At 69.2% G+C, this 18,926-nt stretch carries 18 protein-coding genes; 17 read left to right on the top strand and 1 reads right to left on the bottom strand.

The window, feature by feature from the left end:
• Nucleotides 1-69 precede the first annotated feature (69 nt).
• The 9 genes from QTI68_RS31050 (at nucleotide 70) to QTI68_RS31090 (ending at nucleotide 8,122) form a co-directional block, all read left to right on the top strand.
• On the top strand, nucleotides 70-852 hold the full coding sequence (locus QTI68_RS31050; RefSeq protein ID WP_286527072.1) for an enoyl-CoA hydratase/isomerase family protein: 783 nt from the start codon (nucleotides 70-72) through the stop codon (nucleotides 850-852).
• Entirely contained in the window at nucleotides 837-2,402 is a 1,566-nt protein-coding gene (locus QTI68_RS31055; RefSeq protein ID WP_286527073.1) for an acyl-CoA synthetase, read from the top strand. The genes QTI68_RS31050 and QTI68_RS31055 overlap by 16 nt, the downstream gene beginning before the upstream one ends.
• Before the next feature lies 1 nt (nucleotide 2,403).
• Nucleotides 2,404-3,015, top strand: a complete 612-nt coding sequence (locus tag QTI68_RS31060; protein WP_286527074.1) for a methyltransferase domain-containing protein — start codon at nucleotides 2,404-2,406, stop codon at nucleotides 3,013-3,015.
• A gap of 13 nt (nucleotides 3,016-3,028) precedes the next feature.
• Nucleotides 3,029-4,243 (top strand): acyl-CoA dehydrogenase family protein, encoded by a 1,215-nt coding sequence (locus tag QTI68_RS31065; RefSeq protein ID WP_286527075.1) that lies wholly within the window; start codon nucleotides 3,029-3,031, stop codon nucleotides 4,241-4,243.
• Nucleotides 4,240-5,289: a phosphotransferase family protein gene (locus QTI68_RS31070; protein ID WP_286527076.1), complete on the top strand. Its 1,050-nt coding sequence runs from the start codon at nucleotides 4,240-4,242 to the stop codon at nucleotides 5,287-5,289. Before QTI68_RS31065 ends, QTI68_RS31070 begins: the two co-directional genes overlap by 4 nt.
• A 21-nt stretch (nucleotides 5,290-5,310) precedes the next feature.
• Complete coding sequence (locus QTI68_RS31075; RefSeq protein WP_286527078.1) at nucleotides 5,311-6,081, top strand: glucose 1-dehydrogenase; 771 nt, start codon at nucleotides 5,311-5,313, stop codon at nucleotides 6,079-6,081.
• Between the two features lie 26 nt (nucleotides 6,082-6,107).
• A complete protein-coding gene (locus tag QTI68_RS31080; protein WP_286527079.1) occupies nucleotides 6,108-7,109 on the top strand; it encodes an NADPH:quinone oxidoreductase family protein in 1,002 nt (333 codons plus the stop codon).
• Between the two features lie 63 nt (nucleotides 7,110-7,172).
• Nucleotides 7,173-7,652: an MbcA/ParS/Xre antitoxin family protein gene (locus tag QTI68_RS31085; protein WP_286527080.1), complete on the top strand. Its 480-nt coding sequence runs from the start codon at nucleotides 7,173-7,175 to the stop codon at nucleotides 7,650-7,652.
• Complete coding sequence (locus QTI68_RS31090) at nucleotides 7,649-8,122, top strand: RES family NAD+ phosphorylase (RefSeq protein ID WP_286527081.1); 474 nt, start codon at nucleotides 7,649-7,651, stop codon at nucleotides 8,120-8,122. The genes QTI68_RS31085 and QTI68_RS31090 overlap by 4 nt, the downstream gene beginning before the upstream one ends.
• 30 nt (nucleotides 8,123-8,152) lie before the next feature.
• Here QTI68_RS31090 and QTI68_RS31095 read toward each other — a convergent pair whose 3' ends face one another.
• Nucleotides 8,153-8,917: an SDR family oxidoreductase gene (locus tag QTI68_RS31095; protein WP_286527082.1), complete on the bottom strand. Its 765-nt coding sequence runs from the start codon at nucleotides 8,915-8,917 to the stop codon at nucleotides 8,153-8,155.
• A 133-nt stretch (nucleotides 8,918-9,050) separates the two neighbouring features.
• On the opposite strand from QTI68_RS31095, the gene QTI68_RS31100 reads away from it, so the two are divergent.
• From QTI68_RS31100 to QTI68_RS31135, 8 genes are all read left to right on the top strand, one after another.
• Nucleotides 9,051-10,106, top strand: coding sequence for a zinc-binding dehydrogenase (locus tag QTI68_RS31100; RefSeq protein WP_286527083.1), 1,056 nt, complete (start codon nucleotides 9,051-9,053; stop codon nucleotides 10,104-10,106).
• A gap of 74 nt (nucleotides 10,107-10,180) precedes the next feature.
• Nucleotides 10,181-12,292, top strand: a complete 2,112-nt coding sequence (locus QTI68_RS31105; RefSeq protein WP_286527084.1) for a 3-hydroxyacyl-CoA dehydrogenase NAD-binding domain-containing protein — start codon at nucleotides 10,181-10,183, stop codon at nucleotides 12,290-12,292.
• Between the two features lie 20 nt (nucleotides 12,293-12,312).
• A complete protein-coding gene (locus tag QTI68_RS31110; RefSeq protein WP_286527086.1) occupies nucleotides 12,313-13,497 on the top strand; it encodes an acetyl-CoA C-acyltransferase in 1,185 nt (394 codons plus the stop codon).
• Nucleotides 13,498-13,499: 2 nt separating this feature from the next.
• A complete protein-coding gene (locus QTI68_RS31115) occupies nucleotides 13,500-15,065 on the top strand; it encodes a long-chain-fatty-acid--CoA ligase (RefSeq protein ID WP_286527087.1) in 1,566 nt (521 codons plus the stop codon).
• A 68-nt stretch (nucleotides 15,066-15,133) separates the two neighbouring features.
• Complete coding sequence (locus QTI68_RS31120) at nucleotides 15,134-16,327, top strand: substrate-binding domain-containing protein (protein WP_503011768.1); 1,194 nt, start codon at nucleotides 15,134-15,136, stop codon at nucleotides 16,325-16,327.
• Nucleotides 16,328-16,329: 2 nt separating this feature from the next.
• Complete coding sequence (locus QTI68_RS31125) at nucleotides 16,330-17,127, top strand: ABC transporter ATP-binding protein (protein WP_286527089.1); 798 nt, start codon at nucleotides 16,330-16,332, stop codon at nucleotides 17,125-17,127.
• Complete coding sequence (locus tag QTI68_RS31130; RefSeq protein WP_286527090.1) at nucleotides 17,120-17,869, top strand: ABC transporter ATP-binding protein; 750 nt, start codon at nucleotides 17,120-17,122, stop codon at nucleotides 17,867-17,869. The genes QTI68_RS31125 and QTI68_RS31130 overlap by 8 nt, the downstream gene beginning before the upstream one ends.
• Before the next feature lie 17 nt (nucleotides 17,870-17,886).
• Complete coding sequence (locus tag QTI68_RS31135; RefSeq protein WP_503011769.1) at nucleotides 17,887-18,921, top strand: branched-chain amino acid ABC transporter permease; 1,035 nt, start codon at nucleotides 17,887-17,889, stop codon at nucleotides 18,919-18,921.
• Nucleotides 18,922-18,926: the final 5 nt, after the last annotated feature.

The raw sequence follows: 18,926 nt of genomic DNA on the forward strand, positions 1-18,926 counted from the left end.
CCCGGCGTCTCCAACGTCGATGCGACCCCATCGCCGCCAACGTCCGCAACAAGAATCAAGGAGACATCAATGACCGAACCCAATACGTCCGTGCTGCACGAGAAGCGCGACAGAGCCTTCTGGATCACCATCAACCGCCCCGACAAGCGCAACGCGATCAACAAGGACGTGATCGAAGGCATTCGCGAGGGCTACCGCCGTGCCCATGCCGACCCGGAGGTGCGCGTGATCGTGCTCACGGCCGCCGGCGACAAGGCCTTCTGCGCCGGTGGCGACCTGCAGCCCGGCGCGGGCTTCGCCTTCGACCTGTCGCGGCCCAACATCGACTACGCCGACATGCTGCGCGAGGCGCAGGATTCGACCTTGCCGAGCATCGCGCGGATCAATGGCGTCTGCATGGCCGGCGGACTCGGCCTGCTCTGCATGACCGACATGGCGATCGCCGCCGATCATGTGCAGTTCGGCCTGCCCGAGGTCAAGATCGGGCTGTTCCCGATGCAGGTGCTGAGCCTGCTGCAGCGTATCGCGCCGCGCCGCACGGTGCGCGAATGGTGCCTGTCGGGCGAACCCTTCGACGCGGCCGAAGCCCAGGCCAATGGCCTGCTGAACCATGTGGTGCCGGCCGCCGAACTCGACGCCAAGACCCAGTGGCTGATCGACCGTCTCGCCAACAAGTCCCCGACCGCGATCCGCCGCGGCAAATACGCGATGCGCGCCCTCGAAGCCATGTCCTTCGACGAAGGCATCGCCTACACCGAGAGCCAGATCGCGCTGCTCGCAATGACCGAGGACGCCAAGGAAGGCCTGGCCTCCTTCAACGAAAAGCGGAGGCCGACGTGGACAGGGCGCTGACCGGCGCGCCCACCGACCGCAGCGCCCATGCGGTCGGCCTGCACGAATGGCTCTCGCGCCGCGCGGGGAGGGTGCCTGATCGGCCGGCGCTCAGCTGCGGCGAGGTGCGCTGGAGCTACGGCGAACTGCAACGGCGCATCGAAGCCATGTCGGCGGTGCTGGCAGGCGGCGGCGTCGCGGCGGGCGACCGGGTCGGCTACCTGGGCCTGAACGACCCGATGTTCGTGGTCGTGATGTTCGCGACCTCGCGGCTGGGCGGCGTCTTCGTGCCGCTCAACTTTCGCCTGAGCGGCCCCGAGCTGGCCTGGATCATCGGCGACGCCGGCATCCACACGCTGGTCGCGGGCGAGGAGCACGTGCCGGTGATCGACGGCGTGCGCGCCACGCTGGCCTGCCAGAGGTTCATCCACCGGGCGGCCGGCGCGCCGGGCTGGGAGCCCGCCGATGCGTTGATGGCCCAGCCCGGCACGGTGCCGGCCGCGGTGCCGGCCACCGCCGATGCGCTGGCCGTCATCATGTACACCTCGGGCACCACCGGCCACCCGAAAGGCGCGATGCTCACGCACGGCAACTTCTGGGCCAACAACCTCAACGAGATGCTGTTGTGGGACATGGTCTCGACCGACGTCACGCTCAATTTCGCACCGATGTTCCATGTCGGCGGCCTGCTGTGCGGCAGCCTCTCGACGCTGCTGGCGGGCGGCCACCTGGTGCTGCAGCGCGCCTTCGACGTCGCCGCGGTGCTGCAGGCGGTGCGCGAACACCGCATCACCGTCAGCTTCGCGGTGCCTGCGATGCTGCTGTTCATCAGCCAGCACCCCGACTTCGCCGAGGCCGACCTGAGTTCGCTGCGGTTGATCGCCGTCGGCGGCGCGCCGATGCCCGAGCCCCTGCTGCGACTCTATGCGGCCCGCGGCATTCCGGTGCACCAGGGCTACGGCATGACGGAGACCGCCTCGATGATCACCTTCCTGAGTCCCGACCGGGCGACCGACAAGCTCGGATCCAGTGGTACGCCGCCTCTCTTGACCGAGATCCGGTTGATCGACGCAGTGGGCGATGCGATCACCGAGCCCGGTGTCGCCGGCGAGGTCTGCGTGCGTGGCGCCAACGTCATGGCCGGCTACTGGAGGCAGCCCGAGGCCACGGCCGCGGTGTTCACGCGCGACGGCTGGTTCCGCAGCGGCGACGTCGGCTATCGCGACGCCGAGGGCTTCCTCTACATCTGCGACCGGCTCAAGGACATGGTCATCAGCGGCGGCGAGAACATCTACCCGGCCGAGGTCGAGAGCGTGCTCTACGACCACCCCGACATCGCCGAGGTGGCGGTGATCGGTGCGCCCGACGAACGCTGGGGCGAACGCGTGGTGGCGGTGGTCGCCGCCAAGCCGGGCAGGGCGATCACGCTCGAAGCCTTGCAGGCCTTCGCCGAGACGCGACTCGCGCGCTACAAGCTGCCGCGGGAACTGAGGATCGTGGATGCGCTGCCGCGCAATCCGACCGGCAAGGTGCTCAAGGCCAAGCTGCGGGCTCCCAAGGAGGGCACCTGACATGGCCGGCCCCGACGCAGCCTTCTGGCAAACCCGCTTCGAGACCGGCACCACGCCGTGGGACCGCGGCGCCGCCAGCCCGCAACTGCTGCGCTGGCGCGACGAGGGTGTCTTCATGGCGGGCAGCACCGTGCTGGTGCCTGGCTGCGGCAGCGGCTGGGAAGTGGCCGAACTGGCGGCGGCCGGTGTAGCCGTCACCGGCCTGGACTACGCTGCGGCGGCGGTCGATCGCAGCAAGCAGCATCTGGCCGAGCGCGGCCTGCAGGCCCGGGTGCTGCAGGCCGACGTGCTGCAGTGGTCGCCGGAGGCGCCGGTCGATGCGGTCTACGAGCAGACCTGCCTGTGTGCGCTGCATCCCGACCACTGGACCGCCTATGCGGCGCAACTGCATGCCTGGCTGAAGCCCGGCGGCCAGCTGCTGGCGCTCTTCATGCAGGCCGCCGCGGCGGGTGCGCCCGACGGCTTCGTGACCGGGCCGCCGTACCACTGCGACATCCACGCCATGCGGGCGCTGTTTCCGTCATCGCGCTGGTCATGGCCCAAGCCGCCCTACGCGCGCGTCAACCACCCGCTGGGCGCACACGAACTCGCGCTGGCTCTGACACGCCTCTGAGCAAGGACACCCGATGGACTTCACCCATTCCGAGCGCTCGCTGGCGCTCCAGCGGCGCGTCGAAGACTTCATGCAGCAGCATGTCTACCCGGTCGAGAACGCCTACTACGACGAGGTGCGCGAGAGCAGCCATCCGTACCGCACGCCGCAGGTGCTGCAGGCGTTGAAGGCCAAGGCGCGCGATGCCGGGTTGTGGAACCTGTTCCTTTCGGGCGCGCACGGCAGCGGCCTCAGCAACCTGGAATACGCGCCGGTCAAGGAGCTCATGGGCCGGGTGCTGTGGGCGCCCGAGATCTTCAACTGCTCGGCGCCCGACACCGGCAACATGGAGGTGCTGGCCAACTACGGCACCGAGGCCCAGCAGGCACAGTGGCTGGCGCCGCTGATGGCCGGCACGATCCGCTCGGCCTTCTCGATGACCGAGCCGGCGGTGGCGTCGAGCGACGCGACCAACATCCAGTGCGAGATCCGGCGCGACGGCGACGACTACGTCATCAACGGCCGCAAGTGGTTCACCTCGGGCGCGCTCAACGAGGACTGCACCTTGCTGATCGTGATGGGCAAGTCGGCGCCCGACCATCCCGAGCGGCACAAGCAGCAGTCGATGATCCTGGTGCCCAAGGCCACGCCGGGGGTGCGCATCGTGCGCGACATCACGGCCTTCGGCTACGACGACGCGCCGGTCGGCCACCCCGAGATCGTCTACGACAACGTGCGCGTTCCGGCCTCGAATATCCTGCTCGGCGAAGGCCGGGGCTTCGAGATCGCGCAGGGCCGGCTCGGGCCCGGGCGCATCCACCACTGCATGCGGCTGATCGGCTGCGCGCAGCGCGCGCTCGAGCTGATGTGCCAGCGCGCCAGCACGCGCGTGGCCTTCGGCAGGACCCTGGGCGAGCAGGGCTCGGTGCGCGAGGACATCGCGCATTCGTTCTGCGAGATCGAGCAGGCCCGGCTGCTGACGCTGAAGGCGGCCGACAAGATGGACCGCGAGGGGAACAAGGCGGCGCGCGACCTCATCGCCGCGGCCAAGATCGTGGTTCCGAGCATGGCGGCGCGCGTGATCGACCGCGCGATCCAGGTCTTCGGCGGCGCCGGCGTGTCGCAGGATACCTTCCTGCCGCGGGCCTACGTCTATGCGCGCTTCATCCGCATCGGCGACGGGCCGGACCAGGTGCATCTATCGGCGGTGGGCAAGCAGATGCTGCAGCGGCACGGCGCGCAGCGATGACCCACGCCGTCGTCAGCGCACCGCCGCTGGACCTGGATCGGCTGGGCGCCTGGCTGCAGGCCCAGGTGCCCACCTTCCACGGCCTGCGGAACGCGCAGCGCCTGGTCGGCGGCAACTCGAATCCGATCTGGCAGCTGCGCGCCGACAGCGGCCGCTACATCCTGCGCACCCAACCGGCCGGCGAGTTGCTGAAGTCGGCGCATGCGCTGGACCGTGAATTCCGGCTGCTGACGGCGCTGCATGGCGGCGCGGTGCCGGTGCCGAAGATCCATGTGCTGTGCAATGACCTCGAGGTGGTCGGCGTGCAGTTCTACCTGATGGACTTCATCGAGGGCGTGGTGCATCGGCACGTGGCACTGCCCGAACTGCCGATCGGGTGTCGCCGTGCGGTCTATGGCGCGGCCATCGATGCGCTGGCTGCGATTCACTGCAGCGATATCGATGCCCTCGGCCTGGCCGACTTCGGCCGGCCCGGCAACTATTTCGAGCGCCAGTTCCATCGCTGGCGCCAGCAGTACCGCACCGCCATGCCAGAAGGCGACGCCGAGATGGAGCGGTTGATCGCCGCGCTCGAGCGCACGATGCCGCACGGCGGGCATCCTGTGGTGCTGCTCCATGGCGACTCGCGGCTCGACAACCTGATGTTTGCTGCCGACGTCGAGGCCGCGCCGCGCGTGATCGCGGTGCTCGACTGGGAACTGTCGACCCTGGGCCATCCGCTGGCGGACCTGGGCCAGTTCCTCGCGGTTCAGGAACTGCCGGCCGACTACCTGCTGCCCGGCCTGGCCGGCGTGGACCGTGCGGGGCAGGGCCTGCCGAGCGAGGCCGAACTGCGCGAGCGCTACTTCCGGGCCATGGGCGAGAGCCCGGTGGCCGACCTGCGCTTCTTCAAGGCCTTCGCGATGTTCCGCCAGGCCGCGATGTCGGCCGGCCTGCGCCGTCGCGCTGCGCTGGGCACCGCGGTGGCCGAGAGCGCGCTGCACTTCGGCAACACGATGGCGGTGTTTGCGCGCGTCGGGCTCGACATCCTGGACCGCCCGGACTGAATCACAAGCAAGGAAACGCGAATGCCCGCTCCCGCCACTCCTTTCGACCTGCACGGCAAGGTCGCGCTGGTCACCGGCTCCACGCACGGCATCGGTGCCGCCACGGCCCGCGTGCTGGCCCAGGCCGGCGCCCACGTGCTGGTCAGCAGCCGCAAGCCCGACGAATGCGAGCAGGTGGCCCAGGCCCTGCGCGACGAGGGCCTGAGCGCCGAGGCGCGGGCCTGCCACATCGGCCGCATGGAGGATATCGCGGCGATGTCGGCGCACTTGCTGGCCTCCCATGGAGGCCTCGACATCCTGGTCAACAACGCGGTGCTGAGCCCCTGGCGCAGCATCGACGACACCGACCCCGCGCTGTTCATGAAGACCGTCGAAGTCAACCTGCGCGGCTACTGGTACCTGTCGGTGGAAGCGACCCGGCTCATGAAACCGCTCGGCGGCGGCAGCATCGTCAACATCTCGTCGCTGTCGGCCTGGCATCCGGAGAAGATGCTGGGCTTGTACGGCACGCTCAAGACCGCGCTGCTCGGCATGAGCCGGGTTTTCGCGCTCGAATACGGCGAGTTCGGCATCCGTGCCAACACCGTGCTGCCGGGCGTCATCGACACCCGGCTGGCGCAGGCCTTCGACGGCGAGGCGCGCGAGCGCATCCTGAAGAAGACGCCGGTGCACCGGCTCGGCCTCCCAGAGGAGATCGGCTACGCCGTGCTGTACCTGAGCTCGCCGGCCGGCGCCTTCGTCACCGGCGCCAGCCTGGCGGTCGACGGCGGCATGTCGATCTCGATGATCTGAACCCACCTCCTCCAAGGAATCCCGCCATGAAAGCAGTGCTCGCAAAGCGTCACGGGCCGCCCGAATCGCTCGTGTTCGAAGAAGTCGCCTCGCCGGTGCCCGGCCCCGGGGAGGTCCTGGTGTCGGTGCATGCCAGCGCGGTCAATTTCCCCGACACGCTGATCATCGAGAACAAGTACCAGTTCAAGCCGGCGCTGCCGTTCTCTCCGGGCGGCGAGGTGGCTGGCACGGTCAAGGCGGTCGGCTCGGGGGTCGAGGGCTACGCGCCCGGCGACCGCGTGATCGCCGTCTGCGGCTGGGGCGGCTACGCCGAGGAGGTGCTGACCGACGCCCGCAAGCTGGTGCGGCTGCCGGCCGGCATCGCGATGGAAGCGGCCGCGGCGCTGGTCATCACCTACGGCACCTCGCACTACGCGCTCAAGGAGCGCGCCGACATCCGGCCCGGCGAGACGCTGCTGGTGCTCGGCGCGGCCGGTGGCACCGGCATCTCGGCGATCGAACTCGGCAAGCTGATGGGCGCGCGCGTGATCGCGGCGGCCTCTTCCGACGAGAAGCTCGCCCTGTGCCGGCAGGCCGGCGCCGACGAGACGATCAACTACGCCAGCGAAGACCTGCGCGAGCGGCTCAAGGCGATCACGGGCGGACGCGGCGTCGACGTCGTCTACGACCCCGTGGGCGGCCAGTACACCGAGCCGGCGCTGCGCAGCATGGCCTGGAAGGGCCGCTACCTGGTGATCGGCTTCACCACCGGCGAGATCCCGCGGCCGCCGCTCAACCTGGCGCTGCTCAAGGGCTGCGCGATCGTCGGCGTGTTCTATGGCGGTTTCGCACAGGCCGAGCCGAAGCGCTACGACGAGTTGATGCAGGAGCTGCTGGGCTGGCTGGCCGAAGGCCGCATCCGGCCGGTGATCACCGGGCGCTATCCGCTGGAGCGCGCGGCCGAGGCGCTGCGGCTGGTGGCCGACCGGCGGGCGACCGGGAAGATCATGCTGACGACGGCGCTGGGGCGGGCGTCTTCACAAGCCTGAGGAAGGAAGCGATTTGTCTAAAACTAGACTATAATGTGTCTCTTTATAGACGAAGGATCTGCCATGTCCGCTCCCAGTGTTCTCGTCTATCGCAGTGCCGATGGCGTCGATGCCTACGTGCGCGCCGTCTCCAGTGCCACGCCGATGGAAATCGTCGAGATCGAGCGCCTGGGCGTGCAGGGCAGCTTCATCAAGGACCTGTCCAAGCGGATGGATGTGGCGACCTCGCGGTTCTTCACGATCCTGGGCGTGCCCAAGGCCACGGCCGAGAAGAAGGCCGCGGCCGGCGAACGTGTGACCGGACGTGGTGGACAGGCGGCGGTCGGCATGATCAAGCTGCTTGGCATCGCGCAAGCCATTGCCGACAACAGCATGGCGCCGGAAGCCAAGGGCTTCGATGCCGCGCACTGGCTGGGCCAATGGATCGAACGGCCGCAGCCGGCCCTCGGAGGCCGCAAGCCCGCGGACCTGATCGACACGCCCACCGGCGTGGAAGTCGTTGCTCGCCTGTTGGGTTCCATCGAGAGCGGCGCCTACCAGTGAAGCTGTGGCGCATCGCGGCCGACACGCGCAACTACCGTGCAGATGATCTCAGCGGCGCCGGAGCCGCGAAGAACCCCGGGCGCTGGAACGACGCTGGCGAGCCGGTGCTTTACACGGCACCCACCATCTCCCTTGCCGTGCTCGAAACCGCCGCGCACATCGACGACGGCGGACTGCCGTTGAACCGATATCTTCTCGAGCTCGATGTGCCGGGCGATGTCTGGGCTCGCCACGAAGAAATCGACATCGCCACGCTGCCGCCCACTTGGTCGGCCATCCCGGCAGGGCGCGCGAGCGTGAAGCTGGGCTCGGCCTGGCTGGCATCGCTGCGCTCGCCGATCCTGCTGGTGCCTTCGGTGGTGGTGCCGGAGGAGCGGGCGGCGCTCGTCAACCCTTCGCATCCGCAGTGCCATCGGATCACCTGCCGCGTGATCCGGGCCTTCGAATACAACCGGCTCTTCAGGTCGTAGTCGAAGAGCTCGTCACGATCAGCCTTCCATTCAGTCCAACGCACCCTGCCAGCGCCGCATCCCCCGCAGCCAGCGCTCGGGATCGGCCGCCTTGCGCTGCATCTGCTCGCGGATGAAGTCCTGCGGCAGGATCAGGAAGCGCTCCTCGCGCAGGCCATCGACCACTGCTTGGGCCACCGCCTCGGCGCTCACGATGCCTTCGGCCATCAGCGCGCGGCGTTCCGGCGTCTCGGCGTCGAGCAGCGGCGTGTCGACGCCGCCCGGGCACAGGCAGCTGACGCCAATGCCGCGCCCGCCGTAGCTGATCGACAGCCATTCGGCGAAGGCCACCGCCGCGTGCTTGCTGACCGCATAGGGCGCATCGAACTGCGACAGCAGCCCGGCTGCCGAGGCGGTCTGCAGCAGGTAGCCGTCGCCGCGCGCGAGCATGCGCGGCAGCAGCGCGCGGGCGGCGTGCACATGGGCCATCAGGTTGACGTCCATCACGCGCAGCCAGTCGGCGTCCGGCAGTTCGGGGCCGCCGCGCGCCGTGATGCCGGCGTTGGAACAGAACAGGTCGATAGCGCCGTGCCGGGCCTCGGTCTGGTCGATCAGGCGCAGCAGCTCGGCCTCGACCGTGACGTCGACTTCGGCCGACTGGCCGCCGATGGCGGTGGCCAGCGCGGCGGCCTGCGCACCATGACGGTCCGCCACCACCACGGCGCGGGCGCCTTCCTGCACGAAGCGCCGCGCCATCGCCGCGCCGATGCCGCTGGCGCCGCCGGTGACGACCACCACCTTGTCCTTCAGTTCCATCCGCCGAGCCTAGGCGGGGCAGGGTGGCCTCGTCTTGCGTCCAGCGGCTGCACGTCAGCGGCTGGACGCAAGAAAGTTACCGCCGGCGCCACCAGACTGCGGCCATGTCCGACCGCTTCGAAAACCCCGCCGCATGAAAGCCGCCGTCTTCCGCGGCACCGATCGCCTGCTGGCGATCGAGGACCTGCCGCTGCCCCAGGCCGGCCCCGGCGAACTGGTGCTGCGCGTGCACTACTGCGGCGTCTGCGGCTCCGACCTGCACGCCACCCATCCGGGCCTGTTCACAGTGAAGGAAGGCACGGTGCTGGGCCATGAGTTCGCCGGCGAGGTGGTGGAAAGCGGCGCCACCGCCTGGAAGGTCGGCGAGCGCGTCACGGCGCTCCCCAACAACGCCTGCCGCGCCTGCACCGACGAGGGTTTTCACGAATGCCGCGACGGCCTCGGCATGATCTGCCCGAACAACCGCCTGACCGGCTTCAGTCCGAACCGCCCCGGCGCCCTGGCCGAATACGTCAAGGTGCCGGCCGGCCAGGCGATCCGCCTGCCGGGCGCGGTGAATGCCCGCGAAGGCGCCATGATCGAGCCGCTGGCCGTCGGGCTGCACGCGGTGCAGTCGGGCCAGGTCGGCCTCGGCAGCAAGGTGCTGGTGATCGGCTCCGGGCCCATCGGCCTGGCCGTGACCGCTTTCGCGCGCCAGGCTGGCGCCACCCGGGTGGCGGTCAGCGAACGGGCACCCGGCCGGCGCGAGGTCGCCGCACGCTTCGGCGCCACGGCGCTGATCGATCCGGCGGCGGAGGAGGTCGGCCCGGCCTTCGCGCGCCACGCCGGCGGGCCGCCGGACGTCATCTTCGAATGCGTGGGCGTGGCCGGCCTGATCCAGCAGTGCATCGAACTGGCGCCGCCGCGCGGGCGCATCGTGGTGGTGGGCGTCTGCGCCACGGAGGACCGGGTCGTGCCGCAGCGCGCCATGGCCAAGGAATTGAACCTCCAGTTCGTCATGGGCTACGCCAAGGCCGACTGGCGGCGGGTGCTGGACCTGCTCGACGCCGGCCGGGTCGACCCGTCAGCGATGCTGACCGACGTCGTGGGCCTGGCACAGCTGCCCGCCGCCTTCGAGGCGCTGCGGCGTCCCACCACGCAGATCAAGCTGCTGGTGGCGCCGGGCGGCGACCTCCCGGTCAGCCTGTAGACGCAAGAGATTTGAATGCCCCTTTGCTACCTTCGGCTGACTCCTCGACCCTCCCGAACGCACCACCAGACGCCATGAACTCCCCCGTGACTTTGAACCGCCATGGCGACATCGCGCTGCTGCGCATCGACAACCCGCCGGTCAACGCGCTGTCGCCTGCGGTCGTGGCCGGCCTGGTGGCCGCCATCGACGCCTTCGAGGCCGACGCCAGCTGCAAGGCCCTGCTGCTGCATGGCGAGGGCCGCACCTTCGTCGCCGGCGGCGACATCTCCTCTTTCGACCTGCCGGACTTCACGACCCAGCCCTTCAACGGCACGCTGGCACGGATCGAGGCGCTGGGCCGACCAGTGGTGGCGGCGCTGCACGGCACGGTGCTCGGTGGCGGCCTGGAACTGGCGCTCGCCTGCCATTGGCGCGTCGCCCATCCCAAGACCCAGCTGGGCCTGCCCGAGGTCAAGCTCGGCATCCTGCCGGGTTCGCTGGGCACGCAGCGCCTGCCGCGCGTGGTCGGCGCCGAACTGGCACTGGACATGATCGCCAGCGGCCGCAGCATCGGCGCCGCCGAGGCGCGGGAACTCGGGCTGGTCGACGAACTGAGCGATGCCGCGCCGTTGGAGGCCGGCATCGCCTTCACCGAGGCGTTGCTCGCGCGCGGCGCCGGCCCGCGCCGCATCAGCGAGCGCGCGGTCGCGACCGAATTGCTGGCACCGGACTTCTTCGATCGCGCGCTGGCCGACGCGGCACGCCGCAAGCCCTTCCATCCGTCGGCGCGAAACATCGTGCGCGCGGTGCAGGCCTCGTTGCTGCCTTTTGCCGAGGGCGAGGCGGCCGAGGCACGCCTCTTCGAGGAACTGCGCGTCTCGCCCGAATCGAAGGCGATGCGTCACCTGTTCTTCGCCGAGCGGCTGGCCTCCAAGATTCCCGGGCTGCCGCGCGACACGACGCTCAGGCCGGTGCGCACGGTCGGCGTGCTCGGCGCCGGCACCATGGGCGGTGGCATCGCGATGAACTTCGCCAATGCCGGCATCCCGACCGTGCTGGTCGAGACCTCGCAGGCGGCGCTCGATCGCGGCCTGGGCATCATCCGCGCCAACTACGAGGCCAGCGCCGCCAAGGGCCGGCTCACGACCGAGCAGGTCGAGGCGCGCATGGCGCTGCTGCGCGGCTCGCTGGACGACGCGGCATTGGCCGATTGCGACCTCGTGATCGAGGCGGTGTTCGAGAACATGGACCTCAAGAAGCAGGTCTGCGCCCGGCTCGGCGCGGTCTGCAAGCCCGGCGCCATCATCGCGACCAACACCTCGACCCTCGACGTTGACGTGCTGGCCGAGGCCACGGGCCGGCCAGCCGACGTGGTCGGCATGCATTTCTTCAGCCCCGCCAACGTGATGCGCCTGCTCGAAGTGGTGCGCGGCGCGAAGACCGCGCCCGAGGTGCTGGCCACCGTGATGCAGCTGGCCCGCACCATCCGGAAGGTGGCGGTGGTCTCGGGCGTCTGCTATGGCTTCATCGGCAACCGCATGGCCGAGGTCTACATGCGCGAGGCCGAGTTCCTGATGATGGAAGGCGCCAGCCCGGCGCAGATCGACGGCGCGGTCGAGGCGCTCGGCATGGCGATGGGCCCCTGCCGCATGCTCGACATGGCCGGCATCGACGTCGGCGCCAAGACCGTCATCGAGTACGGCAAGGCCGGCGGCCTGCCGCCCGACGACAGCTACCGCGCGGTGGTGCGCAAGATGTTCGAGCTCGGCCGCTTCGGCCAGAAGACCGGCGCCGGCTATTACCGCTACGACGGCCGCAAGCCGGTCGACGATCCCGAGACCGCGCGCATCGCCGCCGAACTCGCGGCGCAGCACGGCATCGCGCGGCGCGACGACATCCCGCCGCAGGAGATCGTCGAGCGCCTGCTGTATCCGCTGATCAACGAGGGCGCGCGCATTCTCGAGGAGGGCATCGCCTACCGGCCCGGCGACATCGACATGGTGTGGGTCGCGGGCTACGGCTTTCCCGACCATCGCGGCGGCCCGATCCACATGGCCGATGCGATCGGCCTGCCGCAGATCGCCGCGCGCTTGGCGCACTACGCGAAGACGCGCGGCAATCCGCACGGCTACTGGACCATTTCGCCGCTGCTGGCCTCGCTGGCCGTGCAGGGCAAGCGCCTGTCCGACTGGCAAGCCGCCTGAACCCTCTCACTGGACACCCCATGAAAGAAGCCGTCATCGTCTCCACCGCCCGCACGGGCATCGGCCGCGCCTACAAGGGCGCGCTCAACCACACCAAGTCGCCGACCCTGCTGGCGCACGCGATCGCCCATGCGGTGCAGCGCGCCGGCGTCGACGGCGCCGAGATCGAGGACGCGGTGATCGGCTGCGTGCTCTCGGCCGGCACCGCCGGCATGAACCTGGCGCGCAACGCGGTGCTGGCCGCGGGCCTGCCCGACACCGTCTCGGGCCAGACGATGGACCGGCAATGCGCCTCGGGCCTGATGGCGATCGCCACCGCGGCCAAGCAGGTGATGGTCGACGGCATGGACGTCGTGATCGCCGGCGGGCACGACAACATCACGGCGGTGCAGGAGGCCTACATGGGCTGGGTCGCGAAGGAGAAAGACCCGAACGTGATCGCGCGCGCTGCCCACGCCTACATGCCGATGCTGCAGACCGCCGAGTTCGTGGCGAAGAAGTACGGCATCAGCCGCGAAGCGCAGGACCGCTATTCGCTGGCCTCGCAGCAGCGCACAGCCGATGCCCAGCAGGCCGGCCGTTTCGACGCCGAGATCGTGGCCTTCGAGACCACCATGGCGGTGGTCGACAAGAACACCAAGGAGGTCTCGTTCAAGGACGTGACGCTGACGCGCGACGAAGGCAACCGCCCCGAGACCACGCTCGAAGGCCTGGCCTCGCTCAAGCCCGTGATCGAAGGCGGCATGGTCACCGCCGGCAACGCGAGCCAGTTGTCGGACGGCGCCTCGGCCTGCGTGATCATGGAACGGGGCCTGGCCGAACGCCGCGGCCTGGCGCCGCTGGGCATCTACCGCGGCATGGCGGTGGCCGGCTGCGCGCCCGAGGAGATGGGCATCGGCCCGGTCTATGCGATTCCCAAGCTGCTGAAGCAGCATGGCCTGAAGGTCTCGGACATCGGCCTGTGGGAACTCAACGAGGCCTTCGCCTGCCAGGCGATCTATTGCCGCGACCACCTGGGCATCGATCCGGCGATCTACAACGTCGACGGCGGCGGCATCTCGATCGGCCATCCCTACGGCATGACCGGCGCCCGCGTGGTCGGCCATGCGCTCATCGAAGGCAAGCGCCGCGGCGTGAAATACGTGGTGGCGACGATGTGCGTCGGCGGCGGCATGGGGGCCGCGGCTTTGTTCGAAGTGGCATGAACATGGACGACCGCACACTGATCGACAGCCTGCGACGCCAGCTGCGCGAGCGCCCCGACGCGCTGGCCTACCGCCGCGGCGGGCGCAAGCTCACGTTCGCCGACGTGGAGCGCGCCACCAACCGCATCGCCAACGCACTGGCCGCGATGGGCGTGGGCCGCGACAGCCGTGTCGCGGTGCTCACCAAGCACCACATCGAGACCTTACTGCTGACCCTGGCCGCCTGCAAGCTCGGCGCGGTCTGCATGCCGGTCAACTGGCGGCTGGCGGCGCCCGAGATCGCCTACATCCTCACGAACGGCGAAGCGCCTTTCCTGATGGCCGACCAGGCCTTCATCGCCACCGTGCGGGCCGCGGGACTCGACAGCGTCCGCACGCTGGTCTGCACCGAGCAGGCGCACGATGGCCTGGAGTCCTTCGAAGACTGGTACGCGGGCCACGACGACAGCTTCAGGCCGGTCGAGGCCGACACCCACGACGCCGCGCTGCAGCTCTATTCATCCGGCACCACCGGCCTGCCCAAGGGCATCGTGCTGAGCCATGCCGGGCTGCTGTCGACCTCGCGCGTGGTGTCGAAAGAGTGGGCGTTCGACCAGCGCCACGTGCTGGGCAACCCGCTGCCGGTGTTCCACGTCGCCGGCATGACGATGCTGCTGCTGACGCTCTATACCGGCGGCCAGACCAGCGCGTACTCCGAATTCGATCCGGCCGGCTACATCCGCGCCATCGGCGAGCACGGCATCACCCACACCTTCATCGTGCCGGCGATGATCCTCTTCATGCTGCAGTCGCCCGAGGTGAAGCGCGGCGACTACAGCCGCCTGCAGCTGATCGCCTACGGCGGCTCGCCGGTCAGCGAAACCACCCTGCAGCAGGCCTTCGAGACCTTCGGCTGCCAATTCCTGCAGGTCTACGGCCTGACCGAGGTCTCGGGCCCGGCCACCTTCCTGATGCCCGCGGACCATCGCGCAGGCGATGCCGAACTGCTGCGCTCGGCCGGCCGGCCGATCGGCGGCGGTCGTCTGCGCATCGTCGACCCGGTGACGCTGCAGGACCTGCCCGAGGGCGAGGTCGGCGAGATCTGGATCGAATCCGACCGCAACCTGAAAGAGTACTGGCGCAACCCCGAAGCCACGGCCGCGGCCTATCCGGAGGGGCGCAACGCCAACGGCGGCTGGTTCCGCTCGGGCGACGGCGGCTACCTCAAGAACGGCTATCTCTACATCAACGACCGCATCAAGGACATGATCCTCTCGGGCGGCGAGAACATCTACCCGGCCGAGGTCGAGAACGTCCTGATGAAGCACCCGGCCGTGGCCGACGGCGCCATCATCGGCGTGCCCGACGCCACCTGGGGCGAGGCGGTCAAGGCCTGCGTGGTGCCGCGCCCCGGCATGGCCATCACCGAGCGCGAGATCATCGATTTCATGCGCGCCAACCTGGCGCACTACAAGTGCCCGAAGTCGGTCGACCTCGTCGCCGAGCTGCCGCGCAACCCGAGCGGCAAGGTGCTCAAGCGCCTGCTGCGCGAACCCTACTGGCGTGGCCGCACGCGCGCCATCGCCTGAATTTTCGAAACCGAGAAACGACCCGGCGAGGTCGTCCCGCCCCATCCACCTGGAGACATGACATGCCTTTGAAGAAACTGATCGCCGCCGCCTTCGGCGCCCTCGCATTGCTGGGAGTGGTGTCCGCCGTGCAGGCGCAGGACAAGCCCATCAAGATCGCGCTGATCGCGAGCAAGACCGGGCCGTCGGAAGCCTATGCGCGCGATACCGAGCGCGGCCTGCGGCTGGGCCTCGAATACCTCACGCAAGGCTCGATGACCGTGCTCGGCCGCAAGATCGAGGTGATCGTCAAGGACGACCAGATGAAGCCCGAGCTGTCGAAGGCGATGCTCACCGAGGCCCTGTCCGACGACAAGGCCGACATCGCGGTCGGCACCTCGTGGTCGGGCGGCGCGCTGTCGATGGCGCCGGTGGCCGAGGAATACAAGAAGCTGCTGATGGTCGAGCCCGCCATCGCCGACTCGCTCACCGGCTCGGCCTGGAACCGCTACCTGTTCCGCGCCAGCCGCAACTCCTTCCAGGACGCGCTGGCCAGCGCGGCCGGCCTGAAGGAGGGCGACAACCTGGCCTTCCTGGCACCCGACTATGTCTACGGGCGCGACGGCGTCAAGGCCTTCAAGGACGCGATGGCCGCGACCCAGAGCAAGGCCAAGATCCTGCACGAGGAGTTCATCCCGCTCTCGACCACCGACTTCACGGCGCCGATGCAGCGCATCTTCGACGGCATGAAGAACGCCACCGGCCGCAAGTACCTGGTCGTGATCTGGGGCGCGCCGAACCCGATCCGCAAGATCTCCGAGCTGAACCCGGGCCGCTACGGCATCGAGTTCCTGTCGATCGGCGGCGCCAACCTCGAGAACACCAAGCCCTGGAAGGGCCTGGACGTGACCGGCGGCACCTTCTACTACTACGGCTTCCCGAAGAACCCGATGAACGACTGGCTGGTGACCGAGCACCAGAAGCGCTTCAAGATGCCGCCGGACCTGTTCACCGCGGGCGGCTTCGTGACCGCCAGCGCGATCATCGCGGGCCTCAAGAAGGCCGGCTCGGCCGACTCCGAGAAGCTGATCGCCGCGATGGAGGGCATGGAGTTCGACACCCCCAAGGGCAAGATGACCTTCCGCAAGGAGGACCACCAGGCGATGCAGGCCCAATACCAGTTCAAGATGAAGAAGGCGCCCGCCAGCGAGTGGGACCTGCTCGAACTGGTGCGCGAGATCCCGGCGTCGGAGATGCCGGTGCCGATCACCGTAAAGCAGTGAACATGGCGGCGACCCGCGCGCCGGTGCTGTCGAGCACCGGGCTCAGCATCCAGTTCGGCGGCCACGTGGCGGTCAACGCGGTGACGACGCAGTTCGACGCCGGCAGCTTGACGGCCATCGTCGGCCCCAACGGCGCCGGCAAGACGACCTACTTCAACCTGCTGTCGGGCCAGCTGCGCGCCAGCGCCGGCAGCGTGCACTTCAAGGGCGAGGACATCACGCGGCTGAGCGCGCCGCAGCGCACCAGCAAGGGCATCGGCCGCGCCTTCCAGCTGACCAACCTGTTCCCGAAGCTCTCGGTGCTCGAGAACGTGCGCCTGGCGGTGCAGAGCCGCCACAGCGCTGGTTTCAACATGCTGGCCGTGTGGCGCAGCCGCCGCGACCTGATCGACCAGGCCGCGCACTACGTGACGCAGGTCGGGCTGGCGGCACGCGCCGGCGACCTCGCGGCCAAGCTGCCGCACGGCGACAAGCGCAAGCTCGAGGTCGCGATCCTGATGGCGCTGGAGCCCGAGATCCTGATGTTCGACGAGCCCACCGCGGGCATGAGCGTGGACGAGGTGCCGGTCATCCTCGAACTGATCGGCCGACTCAAGAAGCAGGGCGACAAGACGATCCTGCTGGTGGAGCACAAGATGGACGTGATTCATTCCCTGGCCGACCGCATCATCGTGCTGCACAACGGCCGGCTGGTGGCCGACGGCCTGCCGGTCGAGGTGATGGCCTCGCCGATCGTCCAGGAGGCCTACCTGGGCAAGCGCAGCGCGCCGCGGGCGGCGAAGGCGGTGGCCCATGCCTGAGCCAGCACGCAACGATGCCGGCGGCATGCTGCTGACGCTCGCCGGCGTCCACACCCACATCGGCGAATACCACATCCTGCAGGGTGTCGACCTGCAGGTGCCGCGCTCGGGACTCACGGTGCTGCTGGGCCGCAACGGTGCCGGCAAGAGCACCACGCTGCGCACCATCATGGGCCTGTGGCATGCGAGCGCCGGGCGCATCGTGTTCGATGGCCATGACATCACGGCGGCCGAGACGCCGGCGATCTCGCGCAGCGGCATCGCCTTCGTGCCCGAGGACATGGGCATCTTCTCGGGCCTCACGGTGCAGGAGAACCTGCGCCTGGCGGCCATCGGCGGCGCCTTCGACGAGAAGCGGCTCGAATGGATCTTCTCGCTGTTCCCGGCCCTCAAGCGCTTCTGGCTGCGGCCGGGCGGCACGCTGTCGGGCGGCCAGAAGCAGATGGTCGCGATCGCCCGCGCCATCATCGAGCCGCGCAAGCTGCTCCTGATCGACGAGCCGACCAAGGGCCTCGCGCCCTCGATCGTCGACAACCTGGCGCAGGCCTTCGAAGAACTCAAGGCGCGCGACACCACCATCCTGCTGGTCGAACAGAACTTCAACTTCGTGCGCTCGCTCGGCGACCACGTGGCGGTGATGGACGACGGGCGCATGGTGCACAGCGGGTCGATGGAAGAACTGTCCGAGGACGAGGGCCTGCAGGCGCGCCTGCTCGGCCTGCATGCAGGAGCCGTGCATTGAACGCCGCCACCCATCCCATCCCCCCGCCGGCGGCCGAAGGCACGCCGGCTCCCGAAGCGCTGGAGGCGCTGCCGGGCCGCCGGCGCGACCTCGTGCCCGGCTTGCTGATCCTCGCCTTCATCGGCCTGGCGCTGCCGGTCATCGGCAGCTTCCCGACCTGGGTCACGCTGACCGTGGCCGCGCTGGCCATGGGCATGATGCTGTTCATCATGGCCAGCGGCCTGACGCTGGTGTTCGGCCTGATGGACGTCATGAACCTCGGCCACGCCGCCTTCGTGGCGGTCGGCGCCTACACCGCCACCTTGCTGGTCGGTCCGCTCAAGGGACTGCTCGAATCCGAATCGGTGTGGGCCAGCCTGGCGGCCATCACGGCGGTCATCGCGCTCTCGATGGCCGTCACGGCCGCGCTCGGCTGGGTCTACGAGCGGCTGTTCGTGCGGCCGGTCTACGGCGACCACCTCAAGCAGATCCTGATCACCATCGGGGCGATGATCATCATCGAGCAGATCGTGCTGGTGCTGTTCGGGGCCAACCAGATGATGCTGCCCATGCCCGAGGCGCTGCGCGGCTCGCTGCTGCTCGGCGACGTCGCGATCGAGCGCTACCGGCTGGTGGCGGTGGCGGTGGGCCTCGTGGTGTATGCCGGGCTCACGCTGCTGCTGACGCGCACGCGGGTCGGCCTCTTGATCCGCGCCGGCGTCGAGAACCGCTCGATGGTCGAGGCCCTGGGCTACCGCATCCGCAACATCTTCGTCGCGGTCTTCGTCGGCGGCTCGGCGCTGGCCGGCCTGGGCGGCGTGATGTGGGGCTTCTACCGCGAGCAGTTCACGGTCGCCATCGGCGCCGAGGTGCTGGTGCAGATGCTGATCATCGTCATCATCGGCGGGCTCGGCTCGGTCACCGGCTGCTTCGCCGGCGCGATGCTGATCGCGCTCAGCACCAACTACGTGAGCTTCCTGCTGCCCGACATGGCGCTGGTCTCCAACATCCTCGTGATGATGGCGGTGCTGCTGTGGCGGCCGCAGGGCCTCTATCCGGTCAACAAGCACTAGGCGGG

It is taken from the genome of Variovorax sp. J31P207 (assembly GCF_030316965.1).
Lineage (GTDB): Bacteria > Pseudomonadota > Gammaproteobacteria > Burkholderiales > Burkholderiaceae_C > Variovorax > Variovorax ginsengisoli_B.